General features: G+C 44.0%; 11 protein-coding genes and 1 pseudogene. 4 read left to right on the top strand and 8 right to left on the bottom strand.

The window, feature by feature from the left end:
* Window positions 1-18: 18 nt before the first annotated feature.
* The 7 genes from L865_RS0121895 to prmB all read right to left on the bottom strand — a co-directional run bounded on the left by L865_RS0121895 (window position 19) and on the right by prmB (window position 6,468).
* The gene (locus L865_RS0121895; protein WP_028775175.1) at window positions 19-714 is read right to left on the bottom strand and encodes a DUF3313 domain-containing protein; all 696 of its coding nucleotides are present in this window, start codon (window positions 712-714) and stop codon (window positions 19-21) included.
* A gap of 195 nt (window positions 715-909) precedes the next feature.
* Window positions 910-1,467, bottom strand: coding sequence for an RNA methyltransferase (locus tag L865_RS24360; protein ID WP_051484750.1), 558 nt, complete (start codon window positions 1,465-1,467; stop codon window positions 910-912).
* Between the two features lie 27 nt (window positions 1,468-1,494).
* Window positions 1,495-1,764 carry a YfcL family protein gene (locus L865_RS0121885; RefSeq protein ID WP_028775174.1) on the bottom strand — a complete coding sequence of 90 codons (270 nt, stop codon included), beginning with the start codon at window positions 1,762-1,764 and terminating at the stop codon, window positions 1,495-1,497.
* A gap of 92 nt (window positions 1,765-1,856) precedes the next feature.
* Window positions 1,857-3,008, bottom strand: coding sequence for an ATP-NAD kinase family protein (locus tag L865_RS0121880; protein ID WP_028775173.1), 1,152 nt, complete (start codon window positions 3,006-3,008; stop codon window positions 1,857-1,859).
* A gap of 52 nt (window positions 3,009-3,060) precedes the next feature.
* Window positions 3,061-4,227, bottom strand: a complete 1,167-nt coding sequence (locus tag L865_RS0121875; RefSeq protein ID WP_028775172.1) for an MFS transporter — start codon at window positions 4,225-4,227, stop codon at window positions 3,061-3,063.
* Window positions 4,228-4,306: 79 nt separating this feature from the next.
* Window positions 4,307-5,401 carry a chorismate synthase gene (gene aroC, locus L865_RS0121870; protein ID WP_028775171.1) on the bottom strand — a complete coding sequence of 365 codons (1,095 nt, stop codon included), beginning with the start codon at window positions 5,399-5,401 and terminating at the stop codon, window positions 4,307-4,309.
* A gap of 119 nt (window positions 5,402-5,520) precedes the next feature.
* Window positions 5,521-6,468 carry a 50S ribosomal protein L3 N(5)-glutamine methyltransferase gene (prmB, locus tag L865_RS0121865; protein ID WP_028775170.1) on the bottom strand — a complete coding sequence of 316 codons (948 nt, stop codon included), beginning with the start codon at window positions 6,466-6,468 and terminating at the stop codon, window positions 5,521-5,523.
* Window positions 6,469-6,549: 81 nt separating this feature from the next.
* Here prmB and smrB point away from each other — a divergent pair, with 81 nt between their 5' ends.
* Entirely contained in the window at window positions 6,550-7,071 is a 522-nt protein-coding gene (gene smrB / locus L865_RS0121860; protein ID WP_028775169.1) for an endonuclease SmrB, read from the top strand.
* A gap of 24 nt (window positions 7,072-7,095) precedes the next feature.
* Here the strand turns inward: smrB and sixA are convergent, their stop codons facing one another.
* Window positions 7,096-7,566, bottom strand: a complete 471-nt coding sequence (gene sixA / locus L865_RS0121855) for a phosphohistidine phosphatase SixA (RefSeq protein WP_028775168.1) — start codon at window positions 7,564-7,566, stop codon at window positions 7,096-7,098.
* Between the two features lie 374 nt (window positions 7,567-7,940).
* On the opposite strand from sixA, the gene L865_RS0121850 reads away from it, so the two are divergent.
* From L865_RS0121850 to L865_RS25765, 3 genes and pseudogenes are all read left to right on the top strand, one after another.
* Complete coding sequence (locus L865_RS0121850; RefSeq protein WP_028775167.1) at window positions 7,941-10,730, top strand: insulinase family protein; 2,790 nt, start codon at window positions 7,941-7,943, stop codon at window positions 10,728-10,730.
* Window positions 10,731-11,012: 282 nt separating this feature from the next.
* Window positions 11,013-15,317, top strand: a complete 4,305-nt coding sequence (locus L865_RS0121845; protein ID WP_028775166.1) for an EAL domain-containing protein — start codon at window positions 11,013-11,015, stop codon at window positions 15,315-15,317.
* Between the two features lie 118 nt (window positions 15,318-15,435).
* A pseudogene (locus L865_RS25765) lies at window positions 15,436-15,617 on the top strand (hypothetical protein); the annotation flags it as partial.

The raw sequence follows: 15,617 nt of genomic DNA, 5'->3' as shown, positions 1-15,617 counted from the left end.
TGAGGGAATTTCAGCAGGCTACTTCGCAGCAGCGTTCATTAGCGCATTCTTAAAGTCGTTCATCCAACCACGATAAACTGTTTTTACATCGCCCCAATTAAAGACTTGGTTGTTTTGACTCCATTGATTAAACCCTTGGCCTCTATCAGCCGCTTTAGCTAACAACTCACCGCTTTCACCATCCTTAATCATCGCCAATAACATCATAGAACCCGAACTTTCACTATAAGTTGTGCCCATTGACGAAAAACTTCTGCGGCTGGACTCTATCGGCGCGCTTAAGCGAATGTCTGTCACTGCGGCTTCTACGACCAACACACCCGGCCCCTTAGTATCAACGAGCTCAAAAGGTTGTTCACTGTTAAACACATCTTTTACAGTAATGGCAAACTGCGCCGACATCTTATCTAAAATCTCCGGTGGCAGATCATAAGTGGCATTCAAGCCATCGGTTCGTCTATCAATTCTTGGCGGTCGATAGTCTGCTGGGTGGTCGTTGGTGACAGGCACCTTTTCAAAATACAACTTGTTATATTGTGACCAATCAACATTAGGCTTAACAAACGATAAGCCTAACTTTGAATGATCCACTCTAACCAACCCCTCAGGGGAAATTTCGGCATCTGGGCCCTGCTGTATACTTGGTGCTTGAGTGGCGCAGCCAGTAACCGTGACAATACAGCCAACAAACAATACCCGCAGTAGTTTTTCCATGATCGACTCCCCTATAAACAATGACTAACACCAAAATAGTAAAACTTTCGATTTAGCGCTTGGTTAAATATAGCAATAACTTATTAAAAATAAAGCATGTTTAAACTATGGCAAAAATTAGATGACGCAAAGCATGACTGGGCAAGCAATCGCATCACAGCCATTGAGGGAAAAAAGGGCAGAAAAAAAGCCACATTAACGTGGCTTCTTAATACTGTGTTTATCAGCGGATGGTTTAACTCGAACTCGATTATTGGTATCTCGACTGCGACGAATAAGCTCGTCGCTAGCAATCGATGTAGATTTTGCCAGTCTGTCATACAGCAGAACATTCACTGATGCGGCCAAGTTCATGCAGCCTATGGTTGGCACATAGACTACCGCATCGGCGCGATTAACAATTTGCTGACTGATTGTGCCATCTTCAGGTCCAAAGATATAAAGGGCTTTTTCTGGGTGCTGAAAGTCAGGCAATGGCACCGCACCTTCAACCAAGTCAACACAGACTATTTTAACCTCGTTTGGCACCGCATCGACCAAAGACTCGACCTTAGTTTTCGAAATACTTTGGCTCGCCAATTTGGTATCGGTGTTGTATTGGGCACTACCATTACTGGCCGCCAGCTCATAGCGCTTGCCGGTATAGAAAACCGCATCTGCACTATAGCACCCCACCGCTCGCATGATACCACCAACATTAGTCGGGCTTTTAGGGTTAACCAGACCAATCGCGGCATAACTAGATTTACTCATAAACAGCTCAACTTATACCTTGTAACACTAGGCCGCCAATTTAGCGCTTAGCTGTGACCAGGCATCATTCACTAAAGCAAAATCACTTTCGTTGAGTTCTTGGCGCGCCAACGCTAAACACTCGGTCATCTTAGCTTCAAGGGCAGTAATATCTTGCGCGGTTTCTGCCTCTAGTTGTGACAAGACCACCGCAAAGTGCCCTTGTAAATAACCACTGGCAAAAAGTGCATCATCATCACCATCTGCGACAATTGCTTCAATCCAATCTTGTAAGGTTTGCTCGTACTTCTCAATCATCGAGGGCTCCGCATTATCTCATTTACACTGATTGGTCATAACCAACCATTAATCTTAACTCACCGCTAGCCACTAGCCTGGCTAACAGGATTTTAAACAAAATCAGGATTAGCTACCTGATACATCACATAATCATGATAACCAGTGATCACTTTATAATAACCTGATAGTGCTTTATCTAATTCTGGGTCGCCACTATCCACGATTAATGGCCGTCCTTCAAGTGCTTTTAGCTTAGTTTTCGTTGCCATTATAATGATATTGTCTTTGCCTACCTGACGGATCAATGCTGGGCTCAACTGCTGGTTACCGCGACCAAGAATATGGCCTTGACCGCCGATAAGGGTGATCACCAATTTGGCAGGTTGACCGGCAACGATCTCAAGCAGTTGCGCTGCACTCAAGTCCGATGCCACCAATGCTTGCTCTTGGATCACATCAACACCTAGCAGAGTATTGTCTAATCCTAAACTTTCCATCACCGCAGCAACCGTGCTGCCTGACCCCATAATAAATAACTCATCTTCCATTAGGTCAATCACTTCTGCTGCCATATCAGCGAGCACCAGTTCATCAACTTCTTTACCGCCCATTTTCACCGCTTGAATATAGCGTGGTTCGGCAGGTACACACATTTCGCCAAAGCGCCTTGCTTTGACCGTTCCGTTGCGAAAAGCGCTTTCGTCAATATCCATCACATCAGCAGACATAATGCTCACAAGCTCACCATCTAACAGCATCTTCAACACCATGCCTGAAGCTTGTGGAGTGATACCGTAGACACCAGAGTGAATTTTTACTCCAGCTGGTACACCCAGTACCGGCAATTCAGTATCTAATGCCTGATGAACATCGCGTGCAGTGCCATCACCACCGCTAAACATCAGTAGATCTAAATCTTGCTGCTCGAGCCGTTTTACAGCATTCTGGGTATCGGTCGCCAAAGTATGTTGACCAGCCGCCACTAAGCCCTGTTCAACAGCGCTTTGATAAACCACTTCATAATTAAAGCCCATCTGTTGACACAGTGCCTCGCCCATATCGCCTGATGCGGTAAGGATCTTTATCCGTTCTTTATAAGGTAATATGACTGTCAACGCCTGTGCCATACGCAATGCCGACTTGGGCTCTGCGCCGCGAGCGAGCGCCTCTTTGGCCACATTGTCGCTGCCTTTCAATGCGACACTGCCGCCAAGACCGGCTAACGGGTTAATCACCATACCTAAGCGAAACATTCCTGCCATTAGCTATCCTTTATTTCCTATTCGTTATGACTTGTAAGCGCGCAAAAACCGCTTATGCTGACGGTTGCTGCGATGCTTTGGGGATCATCAGTACCGCTAACATCGACAATACTGCGCAAATACCATCGACTAGCCAGCTCAGCCAAGCCAAGCTGCCATCTCCCCATATCATGCCACATAGCCAAGTACCCAGCGCGCCGCCCACACCAAAGCTTAAGCTGGCATACAATGCTTGGCCTTTGCTACGGTGGCGAATGTCAAAATGTTGATGAACAAACTGAATTGATGCGGCGTGCACTAAGCCAAAAGTAAAAGCATGCAGTAGCTGCGCTATCGCCAACCACCACATACTATGGGCGCAAAAAGCCATTAGCAACCAACGAGCGGCTGTCATGGCGATACTGACCAGTAGTAGCCTTCTCACACCAAACCGGCCCATAAGCCGGGGGGCGTACATAAACATCACAATTTCAGCAAGCACTCCCAATGCCACGTATATGCCCGCAGCAGATTCGGTGTAGCCCACTTGCTTTAAATAAAGCACAAAAAATCCGTAAAAGGGTCCAGCACTCATCTGCAGCAACACTGCAGAAAGCAGGAACCAGAAAATAGCTTTATCTATTTTAAGCGGTTTAACAACACTGGTTTTGTCGATACTCGCGCGGGTATTGGGCAGCGCTAATGCGCAAGCTAACAACCCAAGGAATAAACTCAAACCCACACATGGCAGCACCTCAGTGCCCCACTCGCTGATAGCAAACCCAACGCCAACAACAAACACTAAGTAACCTAAACTCCCAAAACTGCGGATCTTGCCATAGCCACCAGTGTTACTGCCTAAGGTCTCCAACGTAATCACTTCAAGCTGAGCTAATATCGCATTCCAAAAGAAGGTGTAGATGCTTAGGCTGATAGCTAAATAGACAAAATCACCATGGTAAAAAAAGCTGAGAAAGGTCACTGCTGAACATGCGGCGCCAAGTTTTACCAGTTGACCGCGCATGCCAGTGCGATCGGCCACTTGGGCCCAGATATTAGGCGCGACAATCCGAGTGGCCATTAAAATGGCGAGTAAAAAACCTATCTCTTGAGCATCAAAGCCTCGGTGCTCGAAGAACACACCAAGATACGGTACTAAAACACCTAAAATGGCAAAAAAGAAAAAGTAACACGCACTAATCCACCGTAATTGTGGCGTCATGGCACTGGATTGCGACATTTACATCAACTCTAAAAAACGATGACTAAAACGAAAGAAGGCACATAAATGTGCCCTCTTTATCTAACTTGCACACCAATTAGCGCATACCGATATTAGGCGTCACACTGCTGACATCTTGATTTTGAGCGCGATGCCTTAACAGGTGGTCCATTAGCACGATCGCTAACATAGCTTCGGCGATGGGTACGGCTCTAATCCCAACACAAGGATCGTGACGGCCTTTTGTCACCACTTCTGCCTGCTCGCCTGTGATAGTCATACTTTCACCCGGCACGCTAATGCTAGAAGTTGGCTTCATGGCTATATGGGCAACTATCGGTTGGCCAGATGAAATGCCGCCCAAAATACCACCAGCATGATTAGAGGCAAAACCTTGCGCTGACATTAGGTCGCGATGCTCTGAGCCTTTTTGATTGACCACCTCAAATCCATCACCAATTTCAACCCCTTTTACAGCATTGATTCCCATCAATGCATGGGCAATATCGGCATCAAGTCGATCAAACACCGGCTCACCTAAACCAACGGGTACGTTGTGAGCAATCACTGACACTTTAGCACCAATAGAATCGCCACTTTTCTTCAAGTCCCGCATATATTCATCGAGCTGTTCAAGCTTACTCGCGTCGGGAAAGAAAAATGCATTTTTCTCTATCTGCGCTGCATCAAATGACTCAGCACATATTGGCCCTAACTGAGAAAGATAACCGGTAATTTCAATGCCGTGCACTTGCTTTAAGTACTTTTTCGCCACTGCGCCAGCCGCGACACGCATTGCCGTTTCTCTTGCTGATGAACGTCCGCCACCGCGGTAATCTCTTAGGCCATACTTTTGCTGATAAGTGTAATCAGCGTGTCCTGGTCTAAACTGGTCTTTAATATTGGAGTAATCTTTACTGCGCTGATCGGTATTTTCAATCACCAGTCCGATAGAAGTACCGGTGGTTTTACCTTCAAAGACGCCTGATAACACTTTAACTTCGTCCGGCTCACGACGTGCCGTCGTATATCGAGATGTGCCTGGGCGTCGTCTGTCTAGGTCGTGTTGCATATCGGCTTCGGTTAACTCCAACCCTGGAGGGCAGCCATCAATAATACAGCCCAGCGCTTTGCCATGGCTCTCACCAAATGTGGTGACTACGAAATTTTGACCAATACTGTTTCCCGACATCCGCTTTATACACCCCGTCTTTTATTCAATAAGCTTATGAGGTTAACTCAAAAATTAACCGATGACATATTCCGAAATAAACTAGCTTAAGGTCAGCATATGAGCTGACCCATGACTACCTATTGTCCACTATCTTTATAGATGGCGAAAAGTGATTCATTTTCAACTAGCTGATCACGGGTTAACACAAACACACCGTCACCGCCATGTTCAAAGCTAACCCAAGTAAAAGGTACATCAGGGAACTGCTCAATCAGATGCACCATAGAATTACCCACCTCAACCACCAGCAGACCTTCTTCAGTCAAATAATCCGCCGCGTTTGCTAAAATACGTTTAGTGAGATCTAAGCCATCTCGCCCCGATGCTAAACCTAATTCAGGCTCATGGTGATACTCACTTGGCATATCATCGATATCTTCAGCATCAACATAAGGCGGGTTAGAGACAATAAGATCGTATTGCGGACCACGTGGTATCGCTGAAAACAGATCTGACTCAATTGGAAAAACACGTTCCATTACGCCCAATGACTCAATGTTAACCTGCGCCACTTCTAAGGCATCGGTACTAATATCTAACGCATCAACCTCAGCTTCATCAAACTCATAAGCACACGCAATCGCAATACAGGCACTACCGGTGCACAAATCTAGAATGCGATTAACTGGCTTATTGTATAACCACGGGCTAAAGCGTTCGGCAATCATTTCTGCAATCGGTGAACGCGGTACTAATACACGCTCATCGACATAAAATTCGAGGCCGGCAAACATAGCGCGATTAGTCAAATAAGGCACTGGTAGCCGCTCTCTAACTCGGCGAATAATCAATTCGACTATTTTATGTTTTTCGCTACTGGTTAAGTTAGCATGTACCACTTGTTGACCAAGCTCTTCTGGTAAATGTAATGCGTGAAAAACTAGCGCGATCGCCTCATCCCAGGCATTGTCTGTACCGTGACCATAATAAATATTAGCGTCATTAAATCGACTAACGGCCCAACGCAACATATCACCTACGGTGCGTAACTCGGTAACGGCTTCATCTACAAAAATCTTGTCCACAAGGGTACTCCAACGTATTTGTTCGGCATCATTGTAACTGAACTCTATTCATATGGCATCGGATTCAATAAAATAGCCCGCATGAAAAATGAAAAAGATGATGGTTTGGCGCTATTTAAGGCGCTTACCGCAGGCGTAAAGCCAATAACTCAAGATAAACGCCACTTTGCCGCGCCAGAAAAGCAGAAACGTCAGGTAGTGGAAAAACAGCAGCAGCTCTATGCTGATAGCTATTTTTCCGACACTTACCAGCCTCATCTGCCCGATGAAGGTGCCATGCGCTGGCAACGAGAAGACACCGATAAGCATGAACTTAAGCGCTTGCGCCGCGGTGATTACCAACCGGAGTTGTTGCTGGATTTACACGGTATGCGACAAACTGAGGCCAAGCTAGAGATAGCCGCCCTCATACAAGCATGCAGTAAGCAACACATCCATTGCTGTTGTATTATGCATGGCCATGGCAGCGGAGTATTAAAGCAGAGTATTCCATTGTGGTTAGCGCAACACCCCCATGTGCAAGCCTTTCATCAAGCGCCTAAAGAATGGGGTGGCAGTGCCGCATTATTGGTTTTGGTGGATGTGGCAGAGCTAAACATCTAGCTCTGCTATGGGAAACTTTGTTGCCTACGCAATCGTGTAGGGAGAGTGCTGCCAGCTAATAGACTGCTGTTCGCCATGCTTATCGATGAGAGTTACCCCTGAGGTTGCAAACAGCGGCGGCTCAATGCCACGTACTAACTCACTAACCATGTAACCTAACAGCGGCATATGCGCGATAACCAATACTTTATCAGCGCGGTATTGTTCTGCGTAAGCACAGACTAAATCTGCCGCTGTACACGGATCGGCTGATGGGGTTAATTCATCAAGCACCAACCACTTGCGCGGCTCAGGAAAATGCTTTGCAACCTCTTGCCAAGTTTGCTGGGCGCGCAAATATGGACTGACAAACACTAAGTCAAACTCGGCTACACTACGGGCCAAATAATTGCTCATTTGCTCGGTTTGATGTCGACCTAACTCAGTGAGTGTTCGCTCTCTGTCTGAGTGGGCATCGTAACCTGCTTCACCATGGCGCATTAGGAATAGCTGCATACAACATCTCGCTATTATTATCATTGCTTTTGCCAATTGTAGCTTTAAATTAGCAGTCAACAAACCATAGTTGACTCAATAATTAGTCGAATAGTCAAAAATCAGACAAGCGGCCATGTTAATGTAAATTTAACGTTAACCCGGCACAGTAGAACTAACAGATATTCAACACCCTGGCGGTATATAACAGCACTTACCATACGAAAATTGCCACTGAATTAGCGTTAACGACTGTTGATATCTATCAGAAATAACATATGAAATTTGCTAAAGTCGAGTTTCAATACCAATATGTATTATCGCGACATAACTTGCTAAGCTGATACTTTAGGTTGATTCATTTGATCAATCGCTAAAAAGGATGGATATACCTGTTGCAAACACAGACTTCGATCATTAAAAGCCCCAACGATCACCGCCAATATGCATTTATTACCTTAGCCAATAATCTAAGAGTCATGTTAGTGGAAGACAGTTTGGCCTCGCAGGCTGCGGCATCAATGGCCGTCAATGTCGGCCACTTTGATGATCCTGTAGAACGTCCAGGTATGGCACACTTTCTCGAACACATGTTGTTTCTTGGCACAAAAAAGTATCCAGATTCTGGTGAATACCATGCTTTTATTAACCAGCATGGCGGCAATAATAATGCTTGGACGGGTACCGAACAGACCAATTTCTTTTTCTCTATTGATGCCGAGGTTTTCGAGCAATCTTTAGACCGATTTAGCCAGTTTTTTATCGCGCCACTATTTAATCAAGAACTGGTCGATAGAGAGCGTCACGCAATAGAATCAGAATTTAGCTTAAAGCTCAAAGATGATGTAAGGCGCACCTATCAAGTCCAAAAAGAGTCCGTTAACCCTGCCCATCCCTTTAGCAAGTTTTCGGTTGGCAATCTCAGCACACTTGATGGCGATGAAGGTCAATTGCGACAAGAATTGTTGGCCTTTTATCAAAACCACTATAGCGCTAATCTCATGACGCTTTGCTTGGTAGCGCCGCAACCAATCGCCCAGCTGCAAGCGTTTGCCGAACAATATTTTAGTGCGATAAACAATGCCAACTTAGTCAAACAATATCCTGATGTGCCACTTTATAGTCAGCAGCTACTGCAACAGCAAACCAATATTGTGCCACTTAAAGAGCAACGCCGGGTGGCGATAACGTTCGCCTTACCTGCAATCGATCCATTTTATCGACGTAAGCCTCTGACTTTCATCAGCCACCTACTTGGCTACGAAGGTAAAGGCAGCCTGTTAAGTTACTTGAAAGAAAAAGGCTGGGCTATCAACCTCTCGGCCGGAGGGGGCGTGAATGGGTATAATTTTAAAGACTACAACATTAGTATCCAGTTAACCGAGCGAGGGCTTTCGCATCTCGATGATGTCATTAGCTGTGCTTTTGAGTACATTGAGTTAATTAAATCACAAGGTATTGAAGATTGGCGTTATCAAGAACGCGCTAACCTGCTCAATTTGGCATTTAAATACCAAGAGCAAATAAAGCCATTAGATCTCGCCAGCCATTTAAGCATTAATATGCACCACTATGACGTCGACGATTTGATCTACGGCGACTATCGGATGGATGGTTTAGACTTACCGGAAACTCACCAGTTGTTAAAGCTACTCACCCCGCAAAATATGCGGCTGCAACTGATTGCCCCAGATCTAGATACCGAAAAACAAGCTGCTTGGTATCACTCGCCATACCAAACAAAACCTATTGAATCTGACAGGATGGCAAAGTGGCTTGAGGTGACTCCACGGGAAGCGCTGGAGCTACCCGATAAAAACCCGTTTATCATTGCCGATTCGGTCGCTAGACCGGACAAGAGCAGTGCCCCGGTTCCCGAAGTTGTTTGCCAAGAGAAAGGCTATCGCCTTTGGCATCGTAAAGATGATGAATTTAATGTGCCAAAGGGGCATATGTATTTATCGATGGACTCAGAACAAGCCTCTAAAACGCCTAGACATGCCGCACTCACTCGGCTTTATGTAGAGATGTTACTGGATTATTTGACCGAATTTACCTATCCAGCTGAAGTTGCTGGGCTCAGTTATAACATCTACCCTCATCAAGGGGGGATCACGCTACATTTAACTGGCTTCACCGGCAAACAAGAAGCCTTGCTGTCTCTGCTTATTAATAAAGCCCGGGAACGTAACTTTACCCAAGCGCGATTTAACACCATTAAGCGACAGATCTTGAGAACATGGTATAACCACAGTCAGGCCAAACCGATATCTCAACTGTTTACCAGTTTAACGGTGACCTTACAGAAGCGCAGTTACGAGCCTAGCCGTATGGCTGAACTACTTGAAGAAATTGAACTGGAAGATCTACACGAGCATGTTCGAAGCTTCTATGAAAGAATACACCTTGAAGGTTTAGTCTATGGCGACTGGCTGACAGACGAAGTGCGGCAGTTGGGCAATCGCTTAGACCATATTTTGTCCTTGGTGACTTCACCAAGTGGCGAATCTGAGCGTGAACTCGTTAACCTCAAAGGTCACGGTACACTGATGCGTGAGCTACCTGTCACCCATCAAGACAGCAGCATTATCGTATATTATCAGGCAGAACAAGCCGCACCAGAAAAGATGGCCCTGTTTAGTTTACTCAACCACACCATGTCATCTACTTTTTTCCACGAGTTACGTACTCAACGGCAGCTTGGCTATATGGTCGGAACAGGGTATCTCCCGCTTAACCGTTACCCAGGGATGATTTTCTATATTCAATCTCCTACTGCTGGGCCGCTGCAGTTGCTAGAAGCTATCGATGAGTTTATTGCTGATTTCAATTATGCGGTGATGCAAATCACCAGTGAACAGTGGGAACAAACTAAACTCGGATTAATTAACCAAGTGATGGAACATGACGCTAATCTTAAAACCCGTGGTCAACGTTATTGGTCTAGCATTGGCAATAAGGATTATCAGTTCAATCAGCGCGAATTGGTGGTAGAAAATATTCAGCATATCACCCGCTCAGATCTCATCAAATTTATGATGAGTAAAATGCGCACCAAGCACGGTGACCGATTAGTCCTGTTTACCACTGGCGAACAACATCGCCACTTGGATAGATTAACGTCTGATAATATGATCACTGATTTGCGATCTTTTAAACAACAAGCGAATAAATTCAGCTATTAGCTGGCTAACTATTGGCCATGTCGAGATTGATTAGCTAATTTACCGATATAATACCAACAAATACGCAACACCAGATTTTTAATCTAAAATAGCAGTAACAGCTAGTTAAATAATCTACAAACAATTACTGCACCAAATTTTCTTCATTGAAGTCAAAGGAGATGCAAATGATTTTCATCTAGAAAAAGTAGCCACAACTTTGACAAATCACTTACTTTCTGAAAAAGTGAGGTTAATCAACTGTTGCCTACGCTTTTCTGGCTAATAATCAAACAAATAATTATGCCTAATGCTCTGTTAAAGCTTGTATTGACCTTGTTTATCACGTGCCTGTCTTTGACTGTTGCTCGTGCCCATGACTCTATAACTCACTCTGTTGAACTTAATAGCGACAATTTTAGCGTCCCCCAAGGTCTATCTCAGAGCACTGTAACTTCAATTGCAGAAGACCAGCAAGGTTATGTTTGGGTTGGAACATTAAATGGCCTTAACCGCTTTGATGGTCAGCAATTCAAAGCTTTTTTAGCTGATGAGCAAAGCGGATTAAAGTCATCTTTTATTAGAAGTTTATCAACCTCAAGTTCAGGTGAGTTACTCGTTGGCACCGACCAGGGAATCATGTTTTATGATAAACAAAACGACAAATTCGAATCGCTAAAGATTGCCCAACAATTTAGCCAATCTGCTATTTGGGCTATTCTCAATACGTCTGCTGGGTTAGTCATTGGCACGAATACGGGTCTGTATTTAGTCAATGAAAATGGCACTATAGCCAATACAAAAAAGCCACTCTATGAAGCTAAAAATATTGTTCAATACCACAATGATATTTATGTCAGAAACTACAACAGACAACTATATAAGCTCTCTTTAAGCGAATTCGAACAACCACCAGAGTTAGTCGCCAATAATATTATTGATATCACTCAAGACCAAGATACCCTCTACGTATTATCAAGTAGTGACATCACAACTCTTGCTAATGGTGAGAGTACTAAGTTAGCAACCAGCAAACAATATTCAAAGATCTTCGTTAGAGATAACCACCTGTTTGGTATTACCAACCACCAAGTATTTTTGATTGAAAATGGAATAGAAACACTATTTGGGAGTCTCAAAGAAGAGAATAACTCCGTAGTTTCTGCCCTTTATGTCAATAAGAATGCTATTTATATTGGCTTAGTTAACGACGGTTTAATCAGCATAAGTAATTCGGCTAACCTAATTAATACGATTGTCGGCACTACTGGCAACATATGGAATTTGAGCAAGAAAGCTGATGGTAACTTGTTACTATCTTCTGATAGCAGTGCCATCAATGAATATGATGAGCATTTGAATCTAATCGCAACGCATGAAACAGGACTTACCGGTTACAAAAATTCGGTATTTTTTGATAGCTCTATCTTCGTTGGTAATCATCAAGGATTATTCAGGTTCGATATAGAGTCAGAGGAGTTGCAGCAAGTATATAGTGGGACAATCACCTACCTGAAAACCAGTCATTTTCATTCAGCGCTAATATTAGCAACCTCAACGGGCGAAGTACTCCAGTTTCAGCCTGAGCGTGGTGTAAGTACTTTATTGAGTTTGCCAGTAAAAACGCCAATATTGAGCATCTTAGAAACGTCTGCAACCGAGTACTTTATCGGCGGTCAGGCTGGCTTATATAAAGCCGCCGACAACAATGTTGAGTTAGTTGATAAAGGACTCGTTTATAGTGTTGGCATGATCGATGAAAATCAGGTCGTTTACGGCACATCTACATCGATTCGCATTTACGACCGTACTCGCCAACTGAGTACAACACGATTTGATAATAATAAGAGTATCTATTCAATCGTTGTTGAAGATGGTCGACTTATCGCCTCATCTATCAACGAAATTGTATACTTGGTTAATGATAAGTCGTATGTTTTTTCTACGAAATATGGAAGTCAGCACGAATACAATACGCCGAGTGGAATAGGTTTCAATCAAGATACTGTGATTTTTGGCGGCATAGAAGGCGCCAGTTTGATATCAATCGCTGAACTAGATCGATATATTAATAATATACCAGTTATTGAAACCACACTAACCGATCTACTCATATTTAATACCGCTGTCGCAGTTGGCAGCGAGCACCTAAAAGCGCCTCTTAGCTATGCGGAAGAAGTGACGCTAAAGTATTCCGACTACCCTTTTACGATAAAGTTTGATACCCCTAATTCATCAACTGAAGAAATAGAATACTATTATCAACTTTTAGGCTTATCCGATGATTGGATCGCTGCTAAAGGCACTAAGTCTGCGACCTACACTAACCTTTCATCAGGGGTTTATACATTTAACATCTACGCACAAAGCGCGCTCTTAAGTGAACCTGGAAAAGTAAAATCACTAATCATCAACATCACCCCACCTTGGTGGTTATCTACAGAATCCAAGATTGTCTATTTCTTGATTGTGATGTTATTTGCCGGTGTATTCACTAAAGCTCTGCTTAGACGGCGTGAAGTTCAACGTCAAATAGCCAAATCGGAAGAACGTTTGAAGCTGTCACTCTGGGGCAGTGGTGATGAAATGTGGGACTGGGATATTGAAACTGGCCAGATCTATCGCTCCAATATCTGGGGCTCTTTGGAATTTCCTCGTGATGGACAGCGCTCTGGTGATGGCAGTGAAGAAAGCAATATCCACCCAATGGATCAAGAGCGTGTAAGTAGCGCGCTGAATAAACATTTCACCGGCGAATGCGATCATTTCGAGGCCGCTTATCGAGTAAAAGGCAAAGCGGACGAATGGGTATGGATTTTAGACCGCGCAAAAATTGTTGAGCGAGACGAGCAAGATAAACCGGTTCGGATGACGGGTACCATCAAGAACATCAACAACTTTAAGCAAGCTGAAGAACAATTACGCTTGTTTGAGCGTGCAATTGAGAATATTTCCGAAGGCATGTTTATTCTCGATAGTGAATTTAATTTTGTCGAAGTGAACGAAGCTTGCTGTGATCTATGTGAAAAAAGTCGCAGTGACTTTATTGGCATTAAACTTAACTTTGATTTATACCCTGACAGTTATTCAGAACAGATCCATGCAATATTACAGCAGCAAGGCAGCTGGAGTAATGATGTCGAATCCTCTAAAGGCGATGGCAGCAGTTTCTTAATGGAGCTAACCATTGATGCCATCTATGATGAGCAAGGGGCGCTATCTCACTTTGTGGGCGTATTCTCCGATATATCACGTCGCAAACAGCAAGAAGAAGAGCTGCGAAAACTGACCAACAATGATTTACTCACTAGCCTGCCCAACCGCTCGAGCTTAATGGTGACGTTAGGTAACCTAGTACGCAAAGATACTCACCACACATTGATGGTATTGGATTTAGACAACTTCAAAAAGATTAATGACTCACTGGGCCACCAAGTTGGTGATGAATTGCTGAAAATGGTCGCCCTGAGAATTGAAGCTGCAGTACCTTACCATACAAGCATTTATCGTTTAGGTGGCGATGAGTTTGCTATTCTTGTTGATAACAACCCCGATATCGGCTCTGCAGCAGTGATCGCCAATAGCGTTATCGATGCTTTTAATAATCCATTTGACCTATCTAATGACCGAGTTGTCGTCGGTGTCAGTATTGGTATTGTGCTATATCCTGAAGATGATCAAAATGAGCAAGCACTGCTGCGTAAGGCCGACATCGCTATGTATCATGCCAAATCTGGCGGTGGTAACCGATACCAATTCTACTCTGAATCACTCAACCGTAATGCAATTCGCCAGCTTGAAGTTGAAAATTTAATTCGTGAAGGACTGAAAGAAGATCTGTTTGAAGTCTACTACCAACCTAAGATTGACCTAAAGTCTGGCAAGCTAGCAGGCATGGAAGCTCTGGTACGTTTAAATCACCCTCAGCATGGTTTAATACCACCAGGAGATTTTATTCCTCTGGCAGAAGAAACTGGCTTGATCATTGATATCGGTGAAGTCGTACTAAAGAAAGCGTGCTTTGCGGCACAAAATTGGCGCCGTCAAGGAATCTTCAATGGCAGGGTTGCTGTCAATTTATCATCACAACAATTCGCTCTACCCGACCTCCATCAACGCATAGAGTCAATTTTACGTCTAACTCAGCTGCCTGCAAGCAACCTTGAGCTAGAAATTACCGAAGGGACCGTCATAAAACAGCCGGAAAAAGCTATCAAGGTGATGGATCAATTGTCGCAAATGGGCGTCAGCCTTGCGTTAGACGACTTTGGCACCGGATATTCGTCACTGTCATACTTAAAGCGCTTCCCTATCCATACTCTTAAGATCGACAAAGCATTTGTTGACGATATAGATAAGTCCGACAGAGATCTGAAAATGGTTGACTCAATTATTACCATCGCGCACAACATGGGGCTCTCTGTTGTGGGTGAAGGGGTTGAAGAAGCATCGCAACTCAGTATACTAAAAGCACTAAAATGTGAAGAAATACAGGGATTTATATACAGCAAAGCGGTTACAGAGGAGCGTTTCTCTAAGCTGCTAATTCAGGAGCATATTGAGCCTCAAAAACATATAAAACAGGCAAACTCAGGACCAAAAATGTAACAGAAATCCCACAAAACCAAGGCGAAAAGTAAAACTTGGCATAACACCTGCAGCCACTCTCTCAAACGTCAACATTTTGTTGACATAAAAATGAAACCACCCTGAGAGAGAGAACAACATGATTAACGGACTAGTTACTGCCATCGCCCTTAGCCTAACCACTCCTACTGCTGTTAACGCATTGGACACTATCAGCCCTTCTATTGATAGTATCAATATTGTTGGCTCTCCTAATATTAAGTTCAAGCCTGTAGAGCTTGCAGGTTCGCCAAACATTAAGTTCAAGCCAGTTGAGCTTGC

Source organism: Shewanella waksmanii ATCC BAA-643 (assembly GCF_000518805.1).
Lineage (GTDB): Bacteria > Pseudomonadota > Gammaproteobacteria > Enterobacterales > Shewanellaceae > Shewanella > Shewanella waksmanii.
Note: the sequence above shows the minus strand (reverse complement) of the source record. Positions and strands in the feature narration are given on the sequence as shown.

Coding starts and splice junctions, on each gene's coding strand:
- L865_RS0121895 (WP_028775175.1), bottom strand. CDS start 714: ATGGAAAAACTACTGCGGGTATTGTTTGTTGGCTGTATTGTCACGGTT.
- L865_RS24360 (WP_051484750.1), bottom strand. CDS start 1,467: ATGAGTAAATCTAGTTATGCCGCGATTGGTCTGGTTAACCCTAAAAGC.
- L865_RS0121885 (WP_028775174.1), bottom strand. CDS start 1,764: ATGATTGAGAAGTACGAGCAAACCTTACAAGATTGGATTGAAGCAATT.
- L865_RS0121880 (WP_028775173.1), bottom strand. CDS start 3,008: ATGGCAGGAATGTTTCGCTTAGGTATGGTGATTAACCCGTTAGCCGGT.
- L865_RS0121875 (WP_028775172.1), bottom strand. CDS start 4,227: ATGTCGCAATCCAGTGCCATGACGCCACAATTACGGTGGATTAGTGCG.
- aroC (WP_028775171.1), bottom strand. CDS start 5,401: ATGTCGGGAAACAGTATTGGTCAAAATTTCGTAGTCACCACATTTGGT.
- smrB (WP_028775169.1), top strand. CDS start 6,550: ATGAAAAATGAAAAAGATGATGGTTTGGCGCTATTTAAGGCGCTTACC.
- sixA (WP_028775168.1), bottom strand. CDS start 7,566: ATGCAGCTATTCCTAATGCGCCATGGTGAAGCAGGTTACGATGCCCAC.
- L865_RS0121845 (WP_028775166.1), top strand. CDS start 11,013: ATGCCTAATGCTCTGTTAAAGCTTGTATTGACCTTGTTTATCACGTGC.